Source organism: Burkholderia sp. DN3021 (genome assembly GCF_049805555.1).
Classification (GTDB): Bacteria; Pseudomonadota; Gammaproteobacteria; order Burkholderiales; family Burkholderiaceae; genus Burkholderia; species Burkholderia pyrrocinia_C.
This window is the reverse complement of the sequence record NZ_JBNCAB010000032.1, coordinates 51264-73082: the sequence shown is the minus strand read 5'-3', so window position 1 is coordinate 73082 and position 21819 is coordinate 51264. Positions and strand designations below refer to the sequence as shown.

Genomic DNA, 21819 nt, shown 5'->3' with positions numbered 1-21819 from the left:
GTCGTCCCATCGCCATGTTGACGTCTCCCGTTCCGTTGACGTCTACATGCTACGCGAACATAGTTCAGTTAACAACGGAACAGGACACTAGCCCCAAACTTCCCCTACTCGTTTTCCTCGAAGTAATGCCCGAACTTCGTCTGCTTCGTACGAATATAACGCTCGTTTTCCTCGCGCACGGGCACCGCGAGCGCCACGCGTTCGCAGACGGGAATGCCGTGCTTCGCGAGCGTGTCGAACTTCTTCGGGTTGTTGCTCATCAAGCGCACCGACGTCACGCCGAGGATACGGAGGATCGCGGCGGCCGAGTCGTATTCGCGGGCGTCGTCGGGCAGGCCGAGGTCGAGGTTCGCCTCGACGGTGTCGCGCCCCTGCTCCTGCAGCGCGTATGCGCGAATCTTGTTGCTCAAGCCGATCCCGCGCCCCTCATGGCCGCGCAGATACAGCAGCACGCCGCGGTCTTCGGCCGCGATGTAGCGCAACGCGAGATCGAGTTGCTCGCCGCAATCGCAGCGGTATGAGCCGAACACGTCGCCGGTCAGGCATTCGGAATGCAGCCGCGTCAGCACGGACTGCTCGCCGGTCACGTCGCCCATCACGAGCGCGAGATGTTCGGCATCGCTGCCCGATACGCGGAATGCGTATGACGTGAACGTACCGTAGCGCGTAGGCAGCGACGCAGTGGCGACGAGCGTCACGCACTCGTCGGCCTGGCCATTGCCCGGCGTGGGCGATTGGGGACGCAAAGACATCATGAATTCAATCGAAACGTTCAGGAATGTAGGAGTTGTGTGGATAGTGCGTGACGGGAGTTTACCGCTAATCTGGAAACGTCACGCGACTGCCGCCTGCCCGGCTATACTGGGTCCATCGGGTGACGCGCATCACGCCTGCCTTCCCTGCATCGACCTGCACACGGAGAAAGCGAATGAGTACGACTGTCGCGCAGATTCTCAAGGCCAAGCCGGATTCGGGCCGCACCATCTACACCGTCAAGAAGAACGACCTCGTCTACGACGCCATCAAGCTGATGGCGGAAAAGGGCATCGGCGCTTTGCTGGTCGTGGACGGCGACGACATCGCAGGCATCGTCACCGAGCGCGACTACGCGCGCAAGATCGTCCTGCAGGACCGTTCATCGAAAGCCACCCGCGTCGAGGAAATCATGACGGCGAAGGTGCGCTACGTCGAACCGTCGCAGTCCACCGACGAGTGCATGGCGCTGATGACCGAGCACCGGATGCGCCACCTGCCCGTCCTCGACGGCGGCAAGCTGATCGGCCTCATCTCGATCGGCGACCTCGTGAAGAGCGTGATTGCCGATCAGCAGTTCACGATCAGCCAGCTCGAACACTACATCCACGGCACGCCCGCGGTTACGTCCGTCTGACCCGCTCCAGCAAAAAAGGCCCAAACGCATAAGCGTCTGGGCGGAAAGCCGCCGGAATGCGGCGACGGAGGTTCTGCTCCTGCGGGCGAACGACGCGCGCGGACGGCGCGCGTCTCGTCGATTAAGTGGTGCGCTCGGGCAGACCGGGGACGTTCGCTTAGTTGCCGAAGTAGACCGAGTTCACGGGATTCGGTGCTTCCCGCGTCATGCGACGGCCAGCTTGTCCGGCACTCGTCGCCACCGCACCGTAGCCGCTCGTATCGGCCTGCGCGAGCATCGGCTGGTTCGGCTGGATCCGTTGTTCGGCGGCCTGGATATCGCTCGGATATTGCGAATCGCTCGCCAGCGGCTTGTAGCCGTTCTGTTCGAGTTGCACCAGTTCGGCCTTGACCTGGTCGCGGGTCAGCCCTTGGTCTGCCTGTGCAAACGATGCGATCGGGGCCGCAAGGACGGATGCGGCGATGGCTGCGTAGATGATCGACTTCATGATTTACCTCCGGAATATGTTCTGTTTTGACGTCGCCTCGGCAGGACTGTCTGAAGCGATTGAACCTAGTGTAGTTCTCACCACCTCAAGGGAAAACCCTTGGTTTGAACATACAGCGTTGCGATTTTGGAAAATATCGCCCACTGTTTATGGACCAGGACATTGACACTTGCTTCATCCGCACAACAATCGCTGACGAAACGCCAACAGCCGGATCACATATCCCGAAGGTTGTGTTGTAAAATCGTAAGGTTTTATTCGCCAGTCGATATTCCATCCACCATGTACGCGCTCACGCCCCTCTCGGTTTCGCCGTCCGGCCCGGCCGGCGTGCGCGCGCGCGCCGGCCATCCGGCGCACCCACTCGCTCGACGCACGGCCCAGGCGCCGCTCGCCCCTGCCCGGCGCCTGATCTGACGGCTCGGTCTCCTCCCGGAGCCAGGTCAGACAGGCTCCGGGCGATCCTCATAGGCACGCCACGCCTGCCCCTGCCGATCATTTGGAGAACTGCCATGAAACAACGCCTTTATCAGTTGACCGAACTCGACGTTGCTCGCCTCGAGAAGCACGCCGAACACAACCCGCGCTTCCAGACGATGCTCGATACGCTGCTCGAACGCGCCGACATCGTCCAGCCCGACGCAATCAAGGCGAACGTCGTCACGATGAACTCGCAGATCACGCTGCTCGACGAATCGACCCACGAACAGGCCACCTGGACGATTGTTTATCCGGACGCCGCCAATCTCGAGCTCGGCCGCCTGAACGTCTTCTCGCCCGTTGGCATGGCACTGCTGGGCACCCAGCGCGGCCAGATGGTCAAGGTGATGCAGCCGAGCGGCGTCGAAAAGCTGATGAAGGTCGCCGCAATCGTGTTCCAGCCGGAAGCCAACGGCGAATACACGCGCTGAGCCATCTGCCGGCGGCACCGCGCCGTAACCGCGCACAACGAAAAAAGCGAGGCACAGGCCTCGCTTTTTTTGCATCCGGACGACGCGAATCGTCGACATCACATTCCGCACATGAAAAAAAAGGCGCCCGAAGGCGCCTTTTGATGCTGCGAAGCGGGTTACCCCGCCGTCACGCTTAGAAGCGGTGACGCAGACCAACCGTTGCTGCGGTTTGGTTGATCGACGAGCTCGGCAGGTTGTTGCTGAAGCTGTCGCCGTTGTAGATCGATGCGCCAATGCCGTTCTTCGCTGCACGCTGGTACACAGCTTGTGCGTAGACGTCCGTGCGCTTCGACAGTGCGTAGTCAGCTTGCAGGCCGAACTGGTTCCAGTGCGTGCTGCCGTTGTTGATCTTCGCGTTCGTGTACGTGTAAGCAGCGCCCAGGCCGAGAGCCGGCGTCAGGTTGTACTTCGCGTTGACTTCGTAGTTGTCAGTGCGCAGCGTGCCCACACCGACTGCATTGTTGTCGAGACGCGCTTGCGTCCATGCAGCGCCGACTTGTGCCGGACCGAATGCATAGCCAGCAGCAGCACCGTACGTGCGGACGCGGCCTTGGCTAGCGAGGCCACCGATCGCCGACGACGTTGCGCCGTTGCCGTTCGTACCGTCACCCAGGTTCGCTTGCGAGTACGCACCTGCGAGCTTCAGGCCTTGGAACTGGTATGCAACGCCCGCGCTGTACGCACGGTTGTTGCCGAAGTTCGTGTTGTTCGAGAACGAGTACGTGCCGCCGAATTGCAGGCCAGCGTAGTTCGCGCTCGTGAACTTGATCGTGTTGTTCGATGCGACATCGCCGGTCGTGCTCAGACGGTCGAGGTTCAGCGGGTGCGCGAAGTACGTGCCGCCCCACGAACCCGTTGCCGTCAGCGGCGCCAGGTAGTCTTGCGTTGCGTCATACTGCTTACCCAGCGTGACCGTGCCGTACTGGCTCGACAGGCCGACGAAAGCTTGGCGGTTGAACATGCCGCCGTTGTTGCCCAGCTTGCCGTTACCGATGCCGAAGCCGCTTTCCAACGTGAAGATTGCCTTCAGGCCGCCACCCAGGTCTTCCGAGCCACGCAGGCCGAAACGGCTCTGGTCAATGCCCGAACCCATCGCCCAACGCGACTTGCCAGCTTGACCCAGTGCCGGTTGGACGTTGCTCGTGTAGGTGATGCCTGCGTCCAGCACGCCGTACAGCGTGACGCTGCTTTGCGCGTGAGCGACGGTAGCGAACGATGCTGCAGCTGCTGCAACGATCAGAGTCTTGTTCATTCGTGGAGCTCCCTTCTAAAAAGAGGCAGGTCTCGCGACCTTGTTTCATAAACGGTCTCAACCGCCCGGGAACGCCATCGGTCCTGCTGGCCGCGCCCGGATAGTTGCCCGTTTGGGAACCGTGAGTTTAGGGGTGTACCCTAGGGACGCGATCCGCAAATAAAGAAATAAGCTTTTCCAGAACTAGAAATAATGAAAGTGGGGAAACATTATAAGTATTTGTTTTGACGTCTGTTTTTGACTTCTTGACGGAGGCTTTTTGGAGGCTTTCATCGCACCATTCTTTCATGTCGCCGTCTTGACGGTTGCATAGAAACAACAAACAGGTTCGACTGAAACCCCGAAATCGGCAATTTTTACCCATTTCAGCCTCAAATGCCGAGCTTCGATCGTCTAAAACGTGTCGTTCGACCAGTAAACAGGGAGCGACGCCCGTGCAGCGGGCGATGTCCGCCTGTCAGTCCGCAGAAACGGAAGGTCGATCTCCACCGGCTGGCCGCCCAGCCGTGTGCCGTGACACGCGGTAACAGCCTTAACCGCCCGCGTAACCCGGCCGGCGTACCGGCACGCTAATGTGGAGCAGCCTCCTCCAATACAGAACAGGACACGCCATGAATCGACGCTCGTTGCTGCGCGCCATCGGATTGACCGCCGCCTTCGTCGGCACCGGCTGGTTCCGCGCCGCCTCGGCCCAGCCCGCGCCGCCGGTATACCGGCCGTCCGGCCCGAACCGCGTGCCCGGCGGGCCGCCTGATACCGACCGCCCGGGCTTCGGGCCGCCGGCGGCCCGGCACGACCCCCGCCCCCCGCCACCACGGCCCCACGCCTATATATGGACGGACGGTTACTGGCGCTGGCAGCGCGGCCGCTATATATGGGTGTCCGGCCGCTGGGTCGCACGACGCCCCGGTCGTCGCTGGGTACCCGGCTACTGGCGTCGCCAGGGACAAGAGTGGGTCTACGTCGACGGTTCGTGGCGATAGGCGGTTGCCCGGGTCCGGCCCGTGGCGGCCCCGGGCCCGGAGCCGGACGGCGTGCGAACCCGCGTCGTTCGGCTCCGGAATCATGGTGCCCGACAGGCGCACTCGCGGCTGCTGCGCCGCTCGCCCCTTCTCCGGAACGATCCCGACCGCCAAAGCCGACGCCTGGGCGTCCATTCAAGCAACGTCGACACGCAACATGGCCGCCGATCTCCGGCGCGTCATCATGCATCGACCGAATTCCCGCCACTCTCTTATCGCGCGCATCGCATGCCGCGCAACAGACGCCCGAATGTTTCGCGCCCCGGGGTGCCAGGCCCATTAATCCGGGCGCCATATTGCAAGCGCATCGCGGCATTCGCGACGAATACGGCAAAGCATCGTCAAGCCGTCCATTCCGACCAAATCATTCGGATAACGAAATCATGCGATGTCGATGCGAATGCATCGAACATGCGTCACCGCATCGCGCTTCGTCCGCAACAGCCCGACAAGCGACTGAACGGCGCACGCATCCCCTCAGCGAGCGCCGCCCTCCTGCTCCCTTGCCCGAAGGCGCGCGGCGCAGATCGCACGATGATGTTCGTCGGCCCACCGGATCATCGCCTGCATCGGTGTCAGGAACGAACGCCCAAGGTCGGTCAGCGCATATTCGACGCGCGGCGGCACTTCGGCGAACAGCGTGCGGCTGACGAAGCCGTCCTGCTCGAGCCGCTTGAGCGTGCGCGACAGCATCTGGTTCGACACATCGCCGATCGCGCGGCCGAGTTCGTTGAAGCGCATCGTCCCGCCGGACAGCGCTTCGAGCACGAGCAGGCTCCATTGGTCGCCGATGCGGTCGAGCACATCGCGGATCGGGCATGGCTGATCGAGTTCGACGGTTTCGTCGGCGGGCGGGAACGGCATGACTGGATTCTCTTTCACGGGCAATGCACGGTCACCGCGGCGTGACCTGTTCACACCGCGGTGACTTCTTGTGACGGGGTCGCGGCAACTGTACCATTCGATCGACCCGAAAGCCGCACGTACGAATTGACCAGTTCAACGAAGCATGACGATGCAGCCCGTCGTCGCAACGTCTCCGGTCGCGACGCACCCTGCGTGTCGCTGCGGCATGCGTACTCGCGGCCAAGCCCCCATCGCCCGCCGATCGTCACGATCGGCGCAACCCGCAGGCGCGCATCGCACGCCAACCGACGAATCGCCAGACAAGGAAAACGCTACATGTCATCGCTCCGCTCCCCCGTTCGCACCGTTGCCGCATGCGTCCTGCTGGCCGCATCGGCGGCCGCATTCGCCGCCGGCCCGGCCACGCGCGACCTGGCCGCCGAGGAAGCCAACCGCCAGCTCGTGCTGACGTTCTACAACCGCTTCTTCAACAAGCACGAAGCGGTCGAGGCAGCCGCCGTCGTCGCGGACGACTACAAGCAGCACAACCCACACGTACCGGACGGCAAGAAGCCGTTCGTGTCGTACTTCGTCGGCGCATTCCAGAAGAACCCGGCATCGCGTGCGCGCATCGTCCGCAGCGCGACCGACGGCGATCTCGTTTACCTGCACGTACATGCGACCGAGCGTCCGGGCGATCGCGGCGAAGCGGTCGTCGACATCTTCCGCGTGAAGGACGGCAAGATCGTCGAGCACTGGGACGTGATCCAGTCGTTGCCCGAAACGGCCGCGAACCGGAACACGATGTTCTGACGCGTGGGCCGGCGCGCCGCGCGCAATTACCCGTTCCGCAGCATGCGCGACGCGGGCGTGATGCTCGCGGCCGGTTCAGACTGGCCGGTCAGCACGATGGACCCGATGCAGATCATCCAGACGGGTGTCACGCACCTGCCGACCGACCAGCCCGACAGCCCGCCGTGGAATCCGCACGAGCGCCTCGACCTGCTCACGATGCTCGAAGCCTATACGGTGAACACCGCGTACGCGCTGCGTTTCGACGACTGCACGAGCTCGCTCGAAGCGGGCAAGGACGCGAGCTTCGCGATCCTCGACCGCAATCCGTTCGCGCTCCCGGTCGATACCTTCGCGCAAACCCGCGTGATCGAGACGAGCTTGCGCGGCGAAATCGTATACGCCGCGCCGGGCCGGGCCGACTGAAGCATGAACCGGGCGGCCGTCAGGCGACGTCGAGCGCCAGCACCTGCCCGGTCGTCAGCACGTCGCCGAACGTATCCGACAGCGCGGCCAGCGTCGCGCGATGGAGGTCGCGGTGCGGCACCGTGCCGCCGTCCGCGACATCGAGGTCGCGCGTCGCGCATGCATCGTCGACGACGATCACCGCATAGCCGAGCGGCACCGCATCGCGGGCCGCGCCGGCGACACACGCATGCGTCATCAGGCCCGTGACGATCAGCGTGTCGATACCGGCCGCCTTCAGGCGCGCATCGATGTCCGTGGTCGGGAACACGCTCACCGACGTCTTCTTCACGACCGTGTGGTGCGGCGCCGGCTGCAGGTCCGCGTGAAAGCGGAAGCCGTCGCTACCGTCGGCGAAGATCGGGCTGTCGGCCGTACCGACGTGCTGGACATGAAACACGGGAATGCCCGCACGGTCGGCGAATGCGATCACGCGCCGCGCGTTGCCGAGCGCGTGAGGCCCTTCCGGAATCGGCAGGCGGCCGCTGAAATATTCGTTCTGGAAATCGATCACCAGCAGCGCGGTGCGGGCGGCGACGATCGACGTCGGCGCCGTCGCGCCGGCCAGGGTACGGATGGTCGGATGTTGCATGGGTCGCTCTCTCGGTTGGCACATTGAACGGAACGGCGCGCGGGCTTGCCGGCGCCGCCGGACGCGGCCTGGGGCCTCCCCGGCCGCGAGGCGCCAGTGTCGGGCAGAGCGGCTTTGCGCGACAGCGGCCCGCGGGACAACGTCCGACAGGATCGGGCCAACGAGCGAGCGACCGCGGTTCAGGAAGCGCGGCAGGCGACCAGGCCCCGCTGAACGGCCGGCCGCGCGGCGATGTCGGCGAGCCAGCGCTCGACATGCGGGTAATCGGCAACGTCGAGATCGAGCTCGGCCGCCGAGCGCAACCACGGAAACGCGGCGATGTCGGCGATCGAGTATCGCGACGATGCGAGATACGCCGACTCCGACAATCGGCCGTTCACGACCCCATAGAGGCGCCGCGCTTCGTTCCGGTAGCGAGCGATCGCTTCCGCATTGACCGTCTTCGATGCATGCAGGAACCACCAGAGCTGGCCGAGCATCGGCCCGATCCCGCCGATCTGGAAGTGCAGCCATTGCTGGACCGCCGTACGCTCGGCCAGCGTTTCGGGGTGCAGACAGCCCGTCTTCGCGGCGAGATAGCCGAGGATCGCGCCGGATTCGAACACGGCCAGCCCGGTGTCGTGGTCGACGATGGCCGGAATCTTGCCGTTCGGGTTGATCGCGAGAAACGCCGGGCTGCGCTGCTCGCCGGCGGACAAGTTCACGTGCACGAGGTCGTGCGCGAGCCCGGCCTCTTCCAGATAGATCGCGATCTTGTGCCCGTTCGGCGTGTCGGCCGTATAGAACGTGAGGGAGTGCGTCGATGTCATGTCGGTCATTGTCATCCGGTTATCGTTGCAACTACAATCGTTGCAATTGCAATCCTACGCCGGGACTTGGGGCTCCGGTACATGCCAGCACTCGGAAGAGGGATATGCAGACTGTGCGATCCGGGCAGGCCGGCGCGCGGCGGGCGAGCATGGTCGCGCGAACCCGGCTATTTCGCGCGAGCCGCACAGGCGATGCACCGGTATGCGCGCGGCCGACGCGCGAGCCGGATGCCGCTACTTCGCGTCGGCCGTCGCTTCACGCGCCGCGGCGGTCGCGCGATCGAGCGCGGCGGCCATCGCCACCTGCTCCTTGCCGGTGAACTGCCCAAGAAAGAGTTCCGAGACCGTCGACTGGTAAACCTTCCACATCTTCTTGCGCAGTGCCCGCCCCTTGTCGGTGATGCTCGCGTACGCGGCGCGGCCGTCGTCGGCCGAACGGGCGCGCGTGACGAGCCCCTCCTGTTCGAGCCGGTCGACGAGCCGCGTGAGGTTGTAGCGCTCGATCGCGAGCACGTCGGCCAGTTCGTGCATGCGGCGCGTGCCATCAGGCCCGCTTTCGAGCCCCCACAACGCGTCATACCACGCATACGCTGGCAGGCCGGCATCCGCGAGGCGGCGCTCGATCTCGCGAATCATCGTCCGGTGCGCGCGGACGAACGAGAACCACAGATCGGGTGCGGGTGCGCTCATGTCAGGTCGTTCCTTTCGTTTAATTGCAGTTGCAATCAAATCTTACCTCGATACGGTTCCCCTCCACAGGTAGTCGCGCACCGCGCGGCAGGCAAGATCGTTCCAGCCTGCCGCGCTGCCCTGCCCGCGCTACTGTCCCGACCGCGCGAGCGGCCCTTGCACGCGCTGCGCCGTTCCCGACGGCCAGCCGCCCGCGAGCGCCTTGTACAGCGCGACCGTCGATGCCGCGAAGCGCGTGCGTGCGTCGGCCGCCGCACCCTGAGCCTGCAGCAGCGTCCGTTGCGCGTCGAGCACTTCGTAGTAGTCGATCGCGCCGGCCGAGAAGCGCGTCTGCGCGAGCTGCGCGGCACGCGCGCTGTCGTCCGCCGCACGCACGAGGTGCGTTGTCTCGTCACGCGTGCGTGCGACGCGCAGCAGCGCGTTCTCCGTTTCCTCCAGCGCACCGAGCACGGTCTGCCGGTACTGCGCGAGCTGGCCTGCCGCTTCCGCATCGCTCGCGGCGATCCGCGCACGCACGCGGCCGACGTCGAGGAACGACCAGTCGATGCCGAGCGCGATCAGGTTCGTGTCGCTGCCCGCGCGGAAGAACCCGTAGCTGCTCGTCGCGCTGCCGAGCAACCCCGACAGCGTGAAGCGCGGAAACAGGTCGGCCGTCGCGACGCCGACACGCGCGGTCGCCGCGTGCAGCCGCGCCTCGGCGGCCGCGACATCGGGACGCCGGCGCAGCAGGTCGCCCGGCGTGCCGGGATCGATATCGGCGGCAAGCGTCGGCAGCGGCACGGGCGTGCCCGCCGAAGCGACGGCCTTCGGGAGATCGAACCGGCCGATCAGCGCATCCGGCGTCTGCCCGGTCAGCACCGCGAGCCGGTGCTCGTCGACGCCGATCGCGGCTTCGTACACGGCAATCCGCGACGTCGTCGATTCGTACTGCGCCCGCGCACGCGCTGCGTCGAGTTCGGAGCCACGCCCCGCGCCGACGCGCGCATTGATCAGCGCGAGCGTCTGCTTCTGGTTGTCGGCGTTGTCGCGCGCGATCCGCAGCCGCTCCTGCGAACCGCGCAGATCGACGTACGTGCTCGCGACCTCGCCGGCGATCGCGACGCGCACCGCGCGCACGTCTGCCACGCTCGCAGCCGTTTCCGCACGCTGCGACTCGATCGAGCGGCGCACCCGGCCGAACAGGTCGAGTTCCCATGCCGCATTGATCCCGACGCTGGATATCGGCGTGTCGCGCTGGCTGCGCGGCGCGCCGAACGCCTGGTCCTTGCTCGTCAGTTGATGGCCGATCTGGCCGCTCGCGGTGATCGTCGGATAGCGGTCGAACGTCGCCTGCGACAGCAGCGCGTTCGACGCGTCGTAGCGCGACACGGCGACCTGCAGGTCCTGGTTCGCCGCGAGCGCCGTGTCGATCAGCCGCGTCAGCGCCGGATCGCCGAAACCGCGCCAGAACGCGGCATCGGCATCGGCCGACGCGTCGGGCGGCGTATCAGACGTCGTATCGGACGTCGTATTGGACGGTGACGCCTCGCGCTGCGTCGCCGGCTGCGCGTCGCGCGCGAACCGCGCGGCCGTGGCCGTATCGGGACGTTTGAAATCGGGGCCAACCGCGCACGCGGCCAGCATCACCGACATCGCGAGCGCGGAAAGACGGAAAGCGGCGCTCATTGGGTTTCTCCTTCGAGGGTGCCGTGCTGCTCGCTCCAGACGGCCGGCGTGCCGCCCGCGAGCTTGCGGATCGCCACATAGAACACGGGCGTCAGGAACAGCCCGAACAGCGTGACGCCCAGCATCCCTGCGAACACGGTGACGCCGGTGGCCGCGCGCACTTCGCTGCCCGCGCCGCTGCCGATCAGCAGCGGCACCGAGCCGGCGATGAACGCGACCGACGTCATCACGATCGGGCGCAACCGCAGCTTGCACGCCTCGAGCGCGGCCTCGATCACGCCCTTGCCCTGGATTTCGAGCTCGCGCGCGAACTCGACGATCAGGATCGCGTTCTTGCACGCAAGCCCCATCAGCACGACCAGACCAACCTGCACGAATACGTTGTTGTCGCCGCCCGACAGCCACACGCCGAACAGCGCCGCGCACATGCACACGGGCACGATCAGGATCACCGCGAGCGGGAACACGACGATCGCCGCGTTGCTTTGCGTGACCTGCTGGTAGCTGAGGTCGGTCCATTCGAGCGTGATGCCGGGCGGCAGCACCTCCTTCGCGATCTGCTGGAGCTTCGCGATCGCCTGCGACGACGACATCGCCTTCGGATCGGCGTCGCCGATCAGGTCGGCGGCCGGATAGCCGTTGTAGCGGACGACCGGGTCGGGCCCGTACGCGGGCCCCACCGTCACCATCGAGCCGATCGGCACCATCTCGCCCTTCGCGTTGCGCGTGCGCAGGTTCGCGATGTCGGCGGCCGTCTGCCGGTGACCGGCATCGGCCTGCGCCATCACGCGGTACACACGGCCGAACACGTTGAAGTCGTTCACGTACATCGAGCCGAGATAAACCTGCAGCGTGTTGAACAGGTCGGTCAGCGCGACGCCCTGCGCCTTCGTCTTCAGCCGGTCGACCTTCACCTCGAGCTGCGGGATGTTCGCCTGGTACGAGCTGACGGGGTAGCTCATCCCCGGCGTCTTCGCGACCGCGGCCTGGAACGCGACGAGCGCGTTCTGCAGCGCCCCGTAGCCGAGCCCGCCGCGATCTTCCAGGTACAGCGAGTAGCCGGAGCCGTTGCCGAGGCCCTGGATCGGCGGCGGCATCAGCGCGTAGGTGATGCCACCGCCGATGGCCGCGAAGCGCGCGTTCAGGTCCGCGTTGATCTGCGCGGCGCTGCGGTGACGCTGGTCGAACGGCTTCAGGATCACGTACGAGTTCGTGATGTTCGGCGTGTTCACGCCCTGCAGCGCATTCAGTCCGGCAAACGCCGGCACCATCTCGACGCCTTCGGTGCCGAGCGCGATCTTCGTCATCTGCTCGGTCACCGCGCTGGTGCGCGCGAGCGATGCGCCTTCCGGCAGCTTCGCGCCCGCGAACAGGTACAGCTTGTCCTGCACGGGGATGAAGCCGCCCGGCACCGCGTTGAACAGCAGCGCGGTGGCCGCGAGCAGCGCCGCATAGACCGCGAACACCACGCCGCGCCGTTTCAGCGTGCGCGCGACGACACCGTGATAGCGGTCCGAACTGCGCTCGAAGAAGCGGTTGAACGGATGGAACAGCCAGCCGAATGCGCGATCGAGCGCACGCGTGAGCGCATCCTTCGGCGCACCGTGCGGGCGCAGCAGCTTCGCGGCGAGCGCGGGCGACAGCGTCAGCGAGTTGATTGCGGAGATCACCGTCGAAATCGCGATCGTCACCGCGAACTGCCTGTAGAACTGGCCCGTGACACCCGACATGAACGCCATCGGCACGAACACCGCGCACAGCACCAGCGCGATCGCGACGATCGGGCCCGACACCTCGCGCATCGCCTGGTGCGCGGCATCGCGCGGGCTCAGCCCCTGCGCGATGTTGCGCTCGACGTTCTCGACGACGACGATCGCATCGTCGACGACGATCCCGATCGCGAGCACGAGCCCGAACAGCGTCAGCGTGTTGATCGAATAGCCGAGCAGATGGAGAAACGCGAACGTGCCGACCACCGACACGGGCACCGCGACGAGCGGAATGATCGACGCGCGCCAGGTCTGCAGGAACAGGATCACGACGAGCACGACCAGCACGACAGCCTCGATCAGCGTGTGCTGCACCGCGCGGATCGATTCGCGCACGAACACGGTCGGGTCCCACACGGGGCGATACGCGACGCCGGGCGGGAAACGCTTCGACAGTTCGTCGAGCTTCGCATACACGGCCTTCGCGACGTCGAGCGCGTTCGCGCCCGGCGACAGGAAGATGCCGACCACGGCCGAATGCCTGTCGTTGAAATACGAGCGCAGTGTGTAGTCGCCCGCGCCGAGCTCGATGCGCGCGACGTCGGACAGCTTCACGACCTGGCCGTCGTCGCCGTTGCGCAGCACGATGTCGCTGAATTCCTGCACCGTGCGCAGGCGGCCGCGCACGTTGATCGACACGAGGAAGTCGTTCGACTTCGGCGACGGCTCCGCGCCGAGCTGGCCGGCGGACACCTGCACGTTCTGCTCGCGCACGGCCGCGATCACGTCGCTCGCGGTCAGCCCGCGCGACGCGAGCCGGTTCGGGTCGAGCCACAGCCGCATCGCGTAGTCGCCCGAGCCGTACACGCCGACGTCGCCGATGCCGGTGAGCCGCGACAGTTCGTCCTTCACGTGCAGCGTCAGGTAGTTGCGCAGGTACAGCGAATCGCGGCTGTTGTCCGGCGAATAGAGGCTCACGTACATCAGCGGCGTCGGCGACTGCTTCTGCGTGGTCACGCCGTACTGGCGCACCTCGTCGGGCAGGCGCGACAGCGCCTGGCTCACGCGGTTCTGCACGCGCACGGCGGCCGTGTCGGGATCGACGCCCTGCAGGAACGTGACGACGACCTGCAGGCTGCCGTCCGATCCGGCGACCGACTTCATGTACATGATGCCTTCGACGCCGTTGATCGCCTCTTCCAGCGGTTCGGCGACCGATTCGGCGATTTCCTTCGGGTTCGCGCCCGGGTACGTCGCACGCACGACGACGCTCGGCGGCACGACTTCCGGGTATTCGCCGGCCGGCAGCATCGGAATCGAGATCAGGCCGATCGCGAAGATGACGATCGACAGCACGACCGCGAAGATCGGCCGGTCGATGAAGAATCGGGAGAAATCCATTACATGCCTCCCCTCATTGCGCGGCCGGCGCGCCGGCGTCGGCCACGGCCTGCATGCCGCCGCCCGTGCCGCTGCCATTGCCATTGCCGGCACCGGCGTCGGCACGCACAGGCAGCGCCTTCGGCTTCACCTGCGCGCCCGGATAGTAGATCCGCTGCACGCCGTCGACCACCACGCGGTCGCCCGCCTGCAGCCCCTTCTCGACGATCCGCTCGCCCTCGAGCTCGCGGCCGATCGTCACGTCGCGCCGCAGCGCCTTGTCGCCGGGGCCGATCACGTATACGTACTTGCGGTCCTGGTCGGTGAGCACCGCCTTGTCGTCGACGAGCAGCGCATCCTGGTCGCGGCCGCTGACGAGCTGCACACGCGCATACAGGCCCGGCGTGAACGTGTGGTCCGCGTTGGTCAGCCGCACGCGCGCGCGGATCGTGCCGGTTTGCGGATCGAGCCGGTTGTCGAGGAAGTCGACGGTGCCCGCGTGCGGGAAACCCGTCTCGTTCGCAAGGCCCACGCGCACCGGATCGGCGCCGATCGCGCGATGCTTCGGATCGGCCCGCCGCGCGTTATAGCGCAGGTAGCTCTGCTCGTCGCAGTCGAAATACACGTAGACCGGATCCTGCGATACGACGCTCGTCAGCAGCGTGTCGTCGGCACGCGCGAGGTTGCCGGCGGTCGCGACCGCGCGGCCGACGCGGCCCGCGATCGGCGCGCGCACTTCGGTGAAGCCGAGGTTGAGCTTTGCGTCGGCGACGGCCGCGTCGGCCGCCTGCAGGTCCGCGCGCGCCTGCTCGGCGGTGGCGCGCGCGTTGTCGAGTTCTTCCTGGGAGGTTGCGTGCGCATCGATCAGCGTCTGCACGCGCCTGAGCTGTACGTTCGCGAGGCTCGCGGCCGCGCGGGCCCGCTGCTGCTGCGCGTTCGCGCGGTCGAGCGCGATCCGGTACGGTCGCGGGTCGATCTCGAACAGCAGCGCGCCCTGCGCGACGAGATCGCCCTCCTTGTAAGCGACACGCTGCAGATAGCCGCTCACGCGCGGCCGCAATTCGACCGCGTCGACCGCTTCGACGCGACCGTTGAATTCGTCGGCGAGGCGGACCGTACGCGGCGCGACGGTTGCGACGCCGACTTCGGGAAGGGGATAGGCTGACGCTGCGCCTTTGCCGTCGTGACAGCCCGACAACGCCAGCAGCAGTGCGCAGGCGGCGCCGAAAGGCGACGTCCTGCGTAGGGATAAGGAGAACATGATGCCTCGCGACGGGTTAAACTGCCGCGTAGCATAAAAGTTGAAGTTAACTTCAAGTCAAGCTTTTCCCGGAGAACGTCATGGGTACCCCGGAAGAACCGAAATGGCCGCTGATGTCGATCCGCGAAGTGGCCGCGCGCAGCGGCGTGCCGGCGTCGACGCTGCGGTTCTACGAGATGCGTGGGCTCATCAAGTCGCACCGGAACGGCTCGAGCCATCGCCACTATTCGCGCGCGGTGCTGCGGCTGATCGCGTTCATCGTGTTCGCGCAGAAGATCGGTTATTCGCTCGACGAGATTGCCGAGCAGCTCGTCAGCCTCCCCGAGGACACCGCGCCGAGCAACAAGGACTGGCAGCGGCTGTCGCGCGGCTGGAAGCAGCGCGTCGCGAGCCGGATCGAGGAGCTGCAGCGGCTCTACATCAACCTCGACGAATGCATTGGCTGCGGCTGCCTGTCGCTGAAGCGCTGCAAGCTGACCAACCCGGAAGACCGCGCGGGCCGCAACGGGCCCGGCGCAAGGCGCTGGCTCGGCGACAAGCCGCCTATGGACGTCGAATGATGCGTGGGCCGGATGCGGCGCGCAATGGCGCGCGGAACGCTGTGAGCGAACCGGGCCTGGTTGCCGCGACGTGAACGCGCGCATCGTGCGCGCGGCGGTGCTCAGACTCCGATGATGTTGAGCGCGGCGGCGAGCACGGCCTGCTTGAACGCGTCCCGCTGCGTCGGCAGCGAAGTGAACGCCAGCATCATGTGGCTGTACGACACCGTCGTGCCGATCGCGCTCGCGATCATGAAGAACAGCACGTTCGGATCGACCGGGCGAATCGCGCCGGCCTCGACCGCGTCCGCCAGCAGCGGAAACATCGCATCGTGATAAGGACGCACGATCCGCTCCTGCAGGCGGTCGAGCCGCCCGCCCTCCTCCGTTGCCGCGGTCGAGAAGAACATGCCGATGTCGGGCTCGTCGAATTCGTGATCGACGCACAGCTCGAGCGCGCGCCGCACGCGGTCGCGATGCGGCAGTAACGACGTGCGCAACGCACGCAGCGCGTCGAACATCGGCGTCGCCAGGTCGACGATCTGCTCGACGACGGCCAGCCACAAGGTTTCCTTCGTACCGAAATGATGGGCGATCAGCGCCGCATCGACGCCCAGCTCGCGCGCGACCTCGCGCACGCTCGTCGCGTCGTAGCCACGCTTCGCGAACGTACGGCGCGCGGCCCGCAATATCACGTCCGGACCGACGGACGCCTCCGCCAGCGGCCGCCCGCGCGTACGCCGCTTCGACGGCGCGTGCTCAGTGACTTCAGCCACGTTTTCCTGCTCCCTTGAATGGTTCGAATACCCGTGTTCGGGCCCCGGTTTCACGTCGACGGAACCGGGTTGCCTGCCCCGCTCCGTTGACACGCGAAGCCGGGAAGCGCTAGGATCATACATTATTCATCACGTGATGATTTATTCATGACAACCCCTACACGCATCGTCATCGTCGGCGGCGGGATCGCCGGACTGCAGCTCGCGACCCGCCTGGGCGAGCGCCTCGGCCGGTCCGGGCGCGCGCAGGTCGCCGTCGTCGACCGCAGTCCGACGCATATCTGGAAGCCGATGCTGCACACGATCGCGGCCGGCACGCGCGACGTCCAGCAGCAACAGGTGATCTTCCTCGCCCATGCACGCGACCACGGCTACACGTACCAGCCCGGCGAACTGAAGGGGCTCGATCGTGCGCGCCGCCGCGTGCAGCTCGGCGAGATCCGCTCGCAGGATGGCAACGTGGTGATCGAGGCCCGCGAACTCGACTACGACGTGCTGATCCTCGCGCTCGGCAGCCAGGCCAACGATTTCGGCGTGCCGGGCGTGCGCGAGCACTGCTACTTCATCGACAGCCAGCAGCAGGCCGAGACCTTCAACGAAGCGTTGCGGATGCGCGTGTTCCGCAGCATCGCGCACGACGAGCCGTTTCGCGTCGCGATCGTCGGCGCGGGCGCGACGGGCGTGGAACTCGCGGCGGAGCTGAGCCGGTTGCTGGAAGTGGCGCAGGCCTATGGCGACGCGACGGTGCGCGAACGGCTGCAGTTGACGGTGCTCGAAAGCGGCCCGCGCATCCTCGCCGCGTTTCCGCCGCGGATTTCCGCGTCGGCGCAGCGGCGGCTCGAACAGATCGGCTTTCACGTGCTGACGTCGACGCGCGTCACGTCGGCCGACGCGAACGGCTTCCACTACGGCGACGGTTCGTACGCCGAAGCAGACCTGATGGTCTGGGCGGCCGGCGTGAAGGCGCCCGATTTCATGCAGGCGCTGGGCGGGCTCGACACGAACCGCGCGAACCAGATCGTCGTCGGGCCCACGCTGCAGGCCACGGGCGACGAGCACGTGTTCGCGATCGGCGATTGCGCGAGCCTGCTGCCCGACGGCCACGAACGGCCGCTGCCGCCGACCGCGCAGGTCGCGACGCAGCAGGCCGAGCATCTCGCGAAGCACCTGCCCGCGTGGCTCGACGGCAAGCCGATGCCGTCGTTCGCGTTCCACGATTTCGGTGCGCTGGTGTCGATCAGCGACTACGACGCGTTCGGCACGCTCGGGCAATTCGGGTTCTTCCGCGGCGGCTTCATCCAGGGGCGTTTCGCGCAGTTCAGCCACCTGATGCTCTACCGGCGGCACCAGCAGGCGCTGCACGGTTTCTCCAAGGCGACCCTGCTGTGGATCGCCGAACGGATCAACGGCTGCGTGCAGCCGCGCATCCGCCTGTCGTGATGCCGCGCGTCGCGGTGTCGCGTAACGTTTCGAGGAAAACAGACATGAACGACAGTGCAGCGCCCTGGCTCATGACCGTCGCCGCGATCGGCAGCTTCGACATGCCGTCCTTATCGTGGGGCATGCCGCGGCGGCGCAGCGTCACGCGCGACCGGCTGCCGTCGTGGGACGCGACGAGCCGGCCGACCATCAGCGTGCTCGAGCGGCCCACGGCCGACACCGTGATGATTTCGTGGTGCGATGCATGCACCGGGCACTACGGCTACCAGAAGTGGCGGCTGTTCACGACGCGCAAGCGTGGCACCTGCGCGCTGTCGGGGCGCTCGATCGAGATCGGCGACAGCGTCTATGCGCCGCAATTGCTCGGCTCGACGCCGGGCAACGCAGCCGCGATGGTGCTGGCGGCGTGCATCGACGAGGCGCTGGCCGCCTGACGTCAGGTCGACGTGGCCTGACCGGCGCCGTAGGCCGGATCGTTGTTCTGCCGTTCCAGTTCGGCATCGAGATGCGCGGCATGCACTTGCGCCTCTGCTTCCGACATCAGTTCGCCTTCCCACTTCGCCACCACCGCGCTGGCGATCGAGTTGCCCACCGCATTCGTGGCCGAGCGGCCCATGTCGAGGAACGTGTCGACGCCGAGAATCAGCAGCAGCCCGGCTTCCGGGATGTTGAACTGGTGCAGCGTCGCCGCGATCACGACGAGCGATGCACGCGGCACGCCGGCCATCCCCTTCGACGTCAGCATCAGGATCAGCAGCATCGTGACCTGCGTGCCGAGCGACAGATGGATGTTGTAGGCCTGCGCGATGAACAGCGACGCGAACGTGCAGTACATCATCGAGCCGTCGAGGTTGAACGAATAGCCCATCGGCATCACGAAGCTCGCGATCTTGCGCCGCACGCCGAAACGGTCGAGCGCATCGAGGATCTTCGGATACGCGGCCTCGGAGCTCGCGGTCGCGAACGACAGCATGAACGCTTCCTTGATCAGCAGGAGCAGCTTGAACACGCGGCGGCCGAGGAACAGCAGCCCGGCGGCGACGAGCGTGGCCCACAGCAGCACGAGGCTCACGTAGAAGTCGCCCATGAACACCGCGAACTTCAGCAGGATCGACAGCCCGTTGATCGCGACGGTCGACGCCATCGCCGCCATCACCGCGAGCGGCGCGAGCTTCATCACGTAGCCGGTGATCTTGAGCATCACGTGCGACAACTGGTCGATCGCGGCGACGAGGATCTTGCCGCGCTCGCCGAGAGCCGCCAGCGCAACGCCGAAGAACAGCGAGAACACGACGATCTGCAGGATCTCGTTGTTCGCCATCGCCTCGGCGAACGACTTCGGCACCATATGGCCGACGAAATCCTTCAGCGTGAACTTGGACGTCGCGAGATGCGCGGACGCACCGATGTCCGGCAGCGGCAGGCCGAGGTTCTCGCCGGGCCGCAGCAGGTTCGCCATCAGCAGCCCGAGCAGCAGCGAGATCAGCGACGCGGTGACGAACCAGCCGAGCGCCTTCACGAACACGCGCCCGACGGACGACGCATCGCCCATGTGCGCAATGCCGACGACGAGCGTCGAGAACACCAGCGGGCCGATCACCATCTTGATCAGCCGCAGGAACACATCGGACACGAGCGAGATGTAGCCGGCGATTTCCGCGGCCGACTGCTTGTCGGGAAGCTGCGTGAAGATCAGGTAGCCGATGAAGATGCCGGCCGCCATCGCGAGCAGGATCCAGCCTGCCGCAGACATTCGTTTGTTCATAACGGGATTCGTCGCACGGTGAAGGGGTTGACGGATGAAAGGCGCGCATCAGGGCACGTGTGTGGCAAGCCGGTCGTACGCGCAATGCCACGCACAGGCGCCGATCGTGCTTGCAGATGTCCGCGAACGGACGCGCTGCCGCCGTCGCGGCCTTCGCGGAAACGCGAATGCGGGCGGCGGCGGTTCAGCATGATGCGATCAGGTCAGTAGCCGATCGCCGATCCGGCCGGACGGCGCGGATCGTTGTAGCCGTAGATGAAGCCGACACGCACGTTGCCGGACACGGACGAATCGTTCCCGGAACTCTGGCGGCTCGCCGCTTCGGTGCCCGGCAGGCCGACCATGATCAGCTCGGCCGCGCCCCACGGCGTCTGCTCGACCATCTTGTAGCCCATGTTGCGCAGGATCGCGAGCGTATCGGGCGACAGGCCGTAGGTTTCGTAATAGACCTCGTCGGGCAGCCACTGGTGATGGATGCGCGGCGCGGCGACCGCGTCCTGCGGCGTCATCCCGTAGTCGATCACGTTCAGCACGGTCTGCAGCGTGATCGTGATGATGCGCGACCCGCCCGGCGAGCCGACCACCATGAACACCTTGCCGTCCTTCGTCACGATGGTCGGCGCCATCGACGACAGCGGGCGCTTGCCCGGCGCGATCGAATTGCGCGTGCCCTGCACGAGGCCGAACAGGTTCTGCGCGCCGACCTTCGTGGTGAAGTCGTCCATCTCGTCGTTCAGGAAGAAGCCCGTGCCCGGCGCGATGACCACGGCGCCGAAGCGGCCGTTGACCGTATAGGTCGTCGATACCGCATTGCCGTCGTGGTCGACGATCGAGTAATGCGTCGTCTCCGGCTTCTCGTGCACGCCGACGCCGGGCTGCACGTCGACCGACGGCGTCGCCGTATCGGCATGGATGCTCTTGCGGATTTGCGCCGCATATTCCTTGCTCGTCAGCTTCGCGACCGGATTGTCGATGAAGTTCGGATCGCCGAGCAGCGTGTTGCGATCCTCGTACGCGTGCCGCATCGCTTCGGTCATATAGTGGACCGACGCCGCGGAGTGATAGCCCAGCTTGCGCAGGTCATACCCCTCGAGGATGTTCAGCGTCTCGCACATCGTCACGCCGCCCGAACTCGGCGGCGGCGCCGACACGAACTCGTAGCCGCGGTACGTGCACTTCAGCGGGGCCATGTCGTCGGCCCGGTACGACGCGAAATCGGCCGCCGTGATCAGGCCGCCCGCCTGCTTCGACGCCGCCTCGACGATCTTCGGAATCTCGCCGTGATAGAACGCGTCGGGCCCCTGCGCCGCGATCCGCTCCAGCGTGCGGGCCAGATCCTTCTGCACCAGGCGGTCGCCCGGCTGCAGCGGCGTGCCGTCGGGCCGCAGGAAGATGCGCGCCGCGTCCGGGTCCTTCTTGAAGCGGTCGATCGTCGTGTCGAGGATGTCCGTATCGCCGCGCGTCAGGATGAAGCCGTCGCGCGCGAGTCGGATCGCGGGTGCCATCACCTGCTTGCGCGTCAGTTTGCCGTATTTGCGCTGCGCGAGATCGAGGCCGGCGACCGTGCCCGGCACGCCGACGGCGCGATAGCCGTACAGGCTTTCGCCCGGGCGCACGTTGCCCGACGCGTCGAGATACATGTTCGCCGTGGCCGCGGCCGGCGCGGTCTCGCGGAAATTGATGAAGCGGTCGCGGCCGTCGGCCAGGTGCACGGTCATGAAGCCGCCGCCGCCGATGTTGCCGCAGCACGGATTGGTCACCGCCTGCGCGTAACCGACCGCCACCGCCGCGTCCACCGCGTTGCCGCCTTGCTTCAGGATGTCGACGCCGATCTGCGACGCGAAGTGCTGCGACGACACGACCATGCCGTTCTTCGCTTCAACCGCGGGGTCCGAAGCGGCGAACGCGCACACGCTCAAAGCCGACAACAGGGTGAGTACGACGAGCCGCCTCATGCGGAATCCTCCAGACAAATAACCGGACCAT

Annotated in this window: 21 protein-coding genes; 8 read left to right on the top strand and 13 right to left on the bottom strand. The window is 66.1% G+C overall.

Features of this window, described 5'->3' with window-relative positions:
* Positions 1–104 precede the first annotated feature (104 nt).
* Positions 105–755 (bottom strand): GTP cyclohydrolase II, encoded by a 651-nt coding sequence (gene ribA, locus ACPUER_RS17725; protein WP_034180409.1) that lies wholly within the window; start codon positions 753–755, stop codon positions 105–107.
* Between the two features lie 173 nt (positions 756–928).
* On the opposite strand from ribA, the gene ACPUER_RS17720 reads away from it, so the two are divergent.
* A complete protein-coding gene (locus tag ACPUER_RS17720; protein ID WP_072442482.1) occupies positions 929–1390 on the top strand; it encodes a CBS domain-containing protein in 462 nt (153 codons plus the stop codon).
* Between the two features lie 157 nt (positions 1391–1547).
* On the opposite strand, the gene ACPUER_RS17715 is transcribed toward ACPUER_RS17720, so the two are convergent.
* Positions 1548–1877 (bottom strand): DUF4148 domain-containing protein, encoded by a 330-nt coding sequence (locus tag ACPUER_RS17715; protein ID WP_175959470.1) that lies wholly within the window; start codon positions 1875–1877, stop codon positions 1548–1550.
* A gap of 512 nt (positions 1878–2389) precedes the next feature.
* Between ACPUER_RS17715 and ACPUER_RS17710 the strand changes: the two genes are divergently transcribed.
* Positions 2390–2788, top strand: coding sequence for a GreA/GreB family elongation factor (locus ACPUER_RS17710; RefSeq protein ID WP_175959471.1), 399 nt, complete (start codon positions 2390–2392; stop codon positions 2786–2788).
* 175 nt (positions 2789–2963) lie between these two features.
* Here ACPUER_RS17710 and ACPUER_RS17705 read toward each other — a convergent pair whose 3' ends face one another.
* The gene (locus tag ACPUER_RS17705) at positions 2964–4082 is read right to left on the bottom strand and encodes a porin (protein ID WP_175959472.1); all 1119 of its coding nucleotides are present in this window, start codon (positions 4080–4082) and stop codon (positions 2964–2966) included.
* Between the two features lie 611 nt (positions 4083–4693).
* Here ACPUER_RS17705 and ACPUER_RS17700 point away from each other — a divergent pair.
* Positions 4694–5065, top strand: coding sequence for a hypothetical protein (locus ACPUER_RS17700; RefSeq protein ID WP_425131712.1), 372 nt, complete (start codon positions 4694–4696; stop codon positions 5063–5065).
* 516 nt (positions 5066–5581) lie between these two features.
* On the opposite strand, the gene ACPUER_RS17695 is transcribed toward ACPUER_RS17700, so the two are convergent.
* Entirely contained in the window at positions 5582–5968 is a 387-nt protein-coding gene (locus ACPUER_RS17695) for a winged helix-turn-helix transcriptional regulator (RefSeq protein ID WP_175959474.1), read from the bottom strand.
* Between the two features lie 318 nt (positions 5969–6286).
* Between ACPUER_RS17695 and ACPUER_RS17690 the strand changes: the two genes are divergently transcribed.
* Entirely contained in the window at positions 6287–6763 is a 477-nt protein-coding gene (locus ACPUER_RS17690; RefSeq protein ID WP_425131711.1) for a nuclear transport factor 2 family protein, read from the top strand.
* A 3-nt stretch (positions 6764–6766) separates the two neighbouring features.
* Positions 6767–7168 (top strand): amidohydrolase family protein, encoded by a 402-nt coding sequence (locus ACPUER_RS17685; RefSeq protein ID WP_425131710.1) that lies wholly within the window; start codon positions 6767–6769, stop codon positions 7166–7168.
* Between the two features lie 19 nt (positions 7169–7187).
* Here ACPUER_RS17685 and ACPUER_RS17680 read toward each other — a convergent pair whose 3' ends face one another.
* The 6 genes from ACPUER_RS17680 to ACPUER_RS17655 form a co-directional block, all read right to left on the bottom strand.
* Entirely contained in the window at positions 7188–7799 is a 612-nt protein-coding gene (locus ACPUER_RS17680; RefSeq protein WP_175959476.1) for a cysteine hydrolase family protein, read from the bottom strand.
* A 179-nt stretch (positions 7800–7978) separates the two neighbouring features.
* Positions 7979–8608 (bottom strand): glutathione S-transferase family protein, encoded by a 630-nt coding sequence (locus tag ACPUER_RS17675; RefSeq protein WP_175959477.1) that lies wholly within the window; start codon positions 8606–8608, stop codon positions 7979–7981.
* A gap of 234 nt (positions 8609–8842) precedes the next feature.
* On the bottom strand, positions 8843–9298 hold the full coding sequence (locus tag ACPUER_RS17670; RefSeq protein ID WP_425131709.1) for a MarR family winged helix-turn-helix transcriptional regulator: 456 nt from the start codon (positions 9296–9298) through the stop codon (positions 8843–8845).
* 129 nt (positions 9299–9427) lie between these two features.
* The gene (locus tag ACPUER_RS17665) at positions 9428–10963 is read right to left on the bottom strand and encodes an efflux transporter outer membrane subunit (RefSeq protein ID WP_425131708.1); all 1536 of its coding nucleotides are present in this window, start codon (positions 10961–10963) and stop codon (positions 9428–9430) included.
* Complete coding sequence (locus ACPUER_RS17660; protein WP_425131707.1) at positions 10960–14073, bottom strand: efflux RND transporter permease subunit; 3114 nt, start codon at positions 14071–14073, stop codon at positions 10960–10962. The genes ACPUER_RS17665 and ACPUER_RS17660 overlap by 4 nt, the downstream gene beginning before the upstream one ends.
* Positions 14074–14086: 13 nt before the next feature.
* Positions 14087–15313, bottom strand: coding sequence for an efflux RND transporter periplasmic adaptor subunit (locus ACPUER_RS17655; protein WP_425131706.1), 1227 nt, complete (start codon positions 15311–15313; stop codon positions 14087–14089).
* Positions 15314–15393: 80 nt separating this feature from the next.
* Between ACPUER_RS17655 and soxR the strand changes: the two genes are divergently transcribed.
* Positions 15394–15873: a redox-sensitive transcriptional activator SoxR gene (gene soxR, locus ACPUER_RS17650; protein ID WP_310133084.1), complete on the top strand. Its 480-nt coding sequence runs from the start codon at positions 15394–15396 to the stop codon at positions 15871–15873.
* Positions 15874–15974: 101 nt separating this feature from the next.
* Here soxR and ACPUER_RS17645 read toward each other — a convergent pair whose 3' ends face one another.
* On the bottom strand, positions 15975–16628 hold the full coding sequence (locus tag ACPUER_RS17645) for a TetR/AcrR family transcriptional regulator (RefSeq protein WP_425131705.1): 654 nt from the start codon (positions 16626–16628) through the stop codon (positions 15975–15977).
* Between the two features lie 147 nt (positions 16629–16775).
* Between ACPUER_RS17645 and ACPUER_RS17640 the strand changes: the two genes are divergently transcribed.
* Complete coding sequence (locus ACPUER_RS17640; RefSeq protein ID WP_425131704.1) at positions 16776–18068, top strand: NAD(P)/FAD-dependent oxidoreductase; 1293 nt, start codon at positions 16776–16778, stop codon at positions 18066–18068.
* A 44-nt stretch (positions 18069–18112) separates the two neighbouring features.
* Positions 18113–18502, top strand: coding sequence for a DUF3331 domain-containing protein (locus ACPUER_RS17635; RefSeq protein ID WP_310133076.1), 390 nt, complete (start codon positions 18113–18115; stop codon positions 18500–18502).
* Between the two features lie 2 nt (positions 18503–18504).
* On the opposite strand, the gene ACPUER_RS17630 is transcribed toward ACPUER_RS17635, so the two are convergent.
* A complete protein-coding gene (locus tag ACPUER_RS17630) occupies positions 18505–19833 on the bottom strand; it encodes a dicarboxylate/amino acid:cation symporter (protein WP_425131703.1) in 1329 nt (442 codons plus the stop codon).
* 203 nt (positions 19834–20036) lie between these two features.
* Entirely contained in the window at positions 20037–21788 is a 1752-nt protein-coding gene (gene ggt / locus ACPUER_RS17625) for a gamma-glutamyltransferase (RefSeq protein ID WP_425131702.1), read from the bottom strand.
* Positions 21789–21819 lie beyond the last annotated feature (31 nt).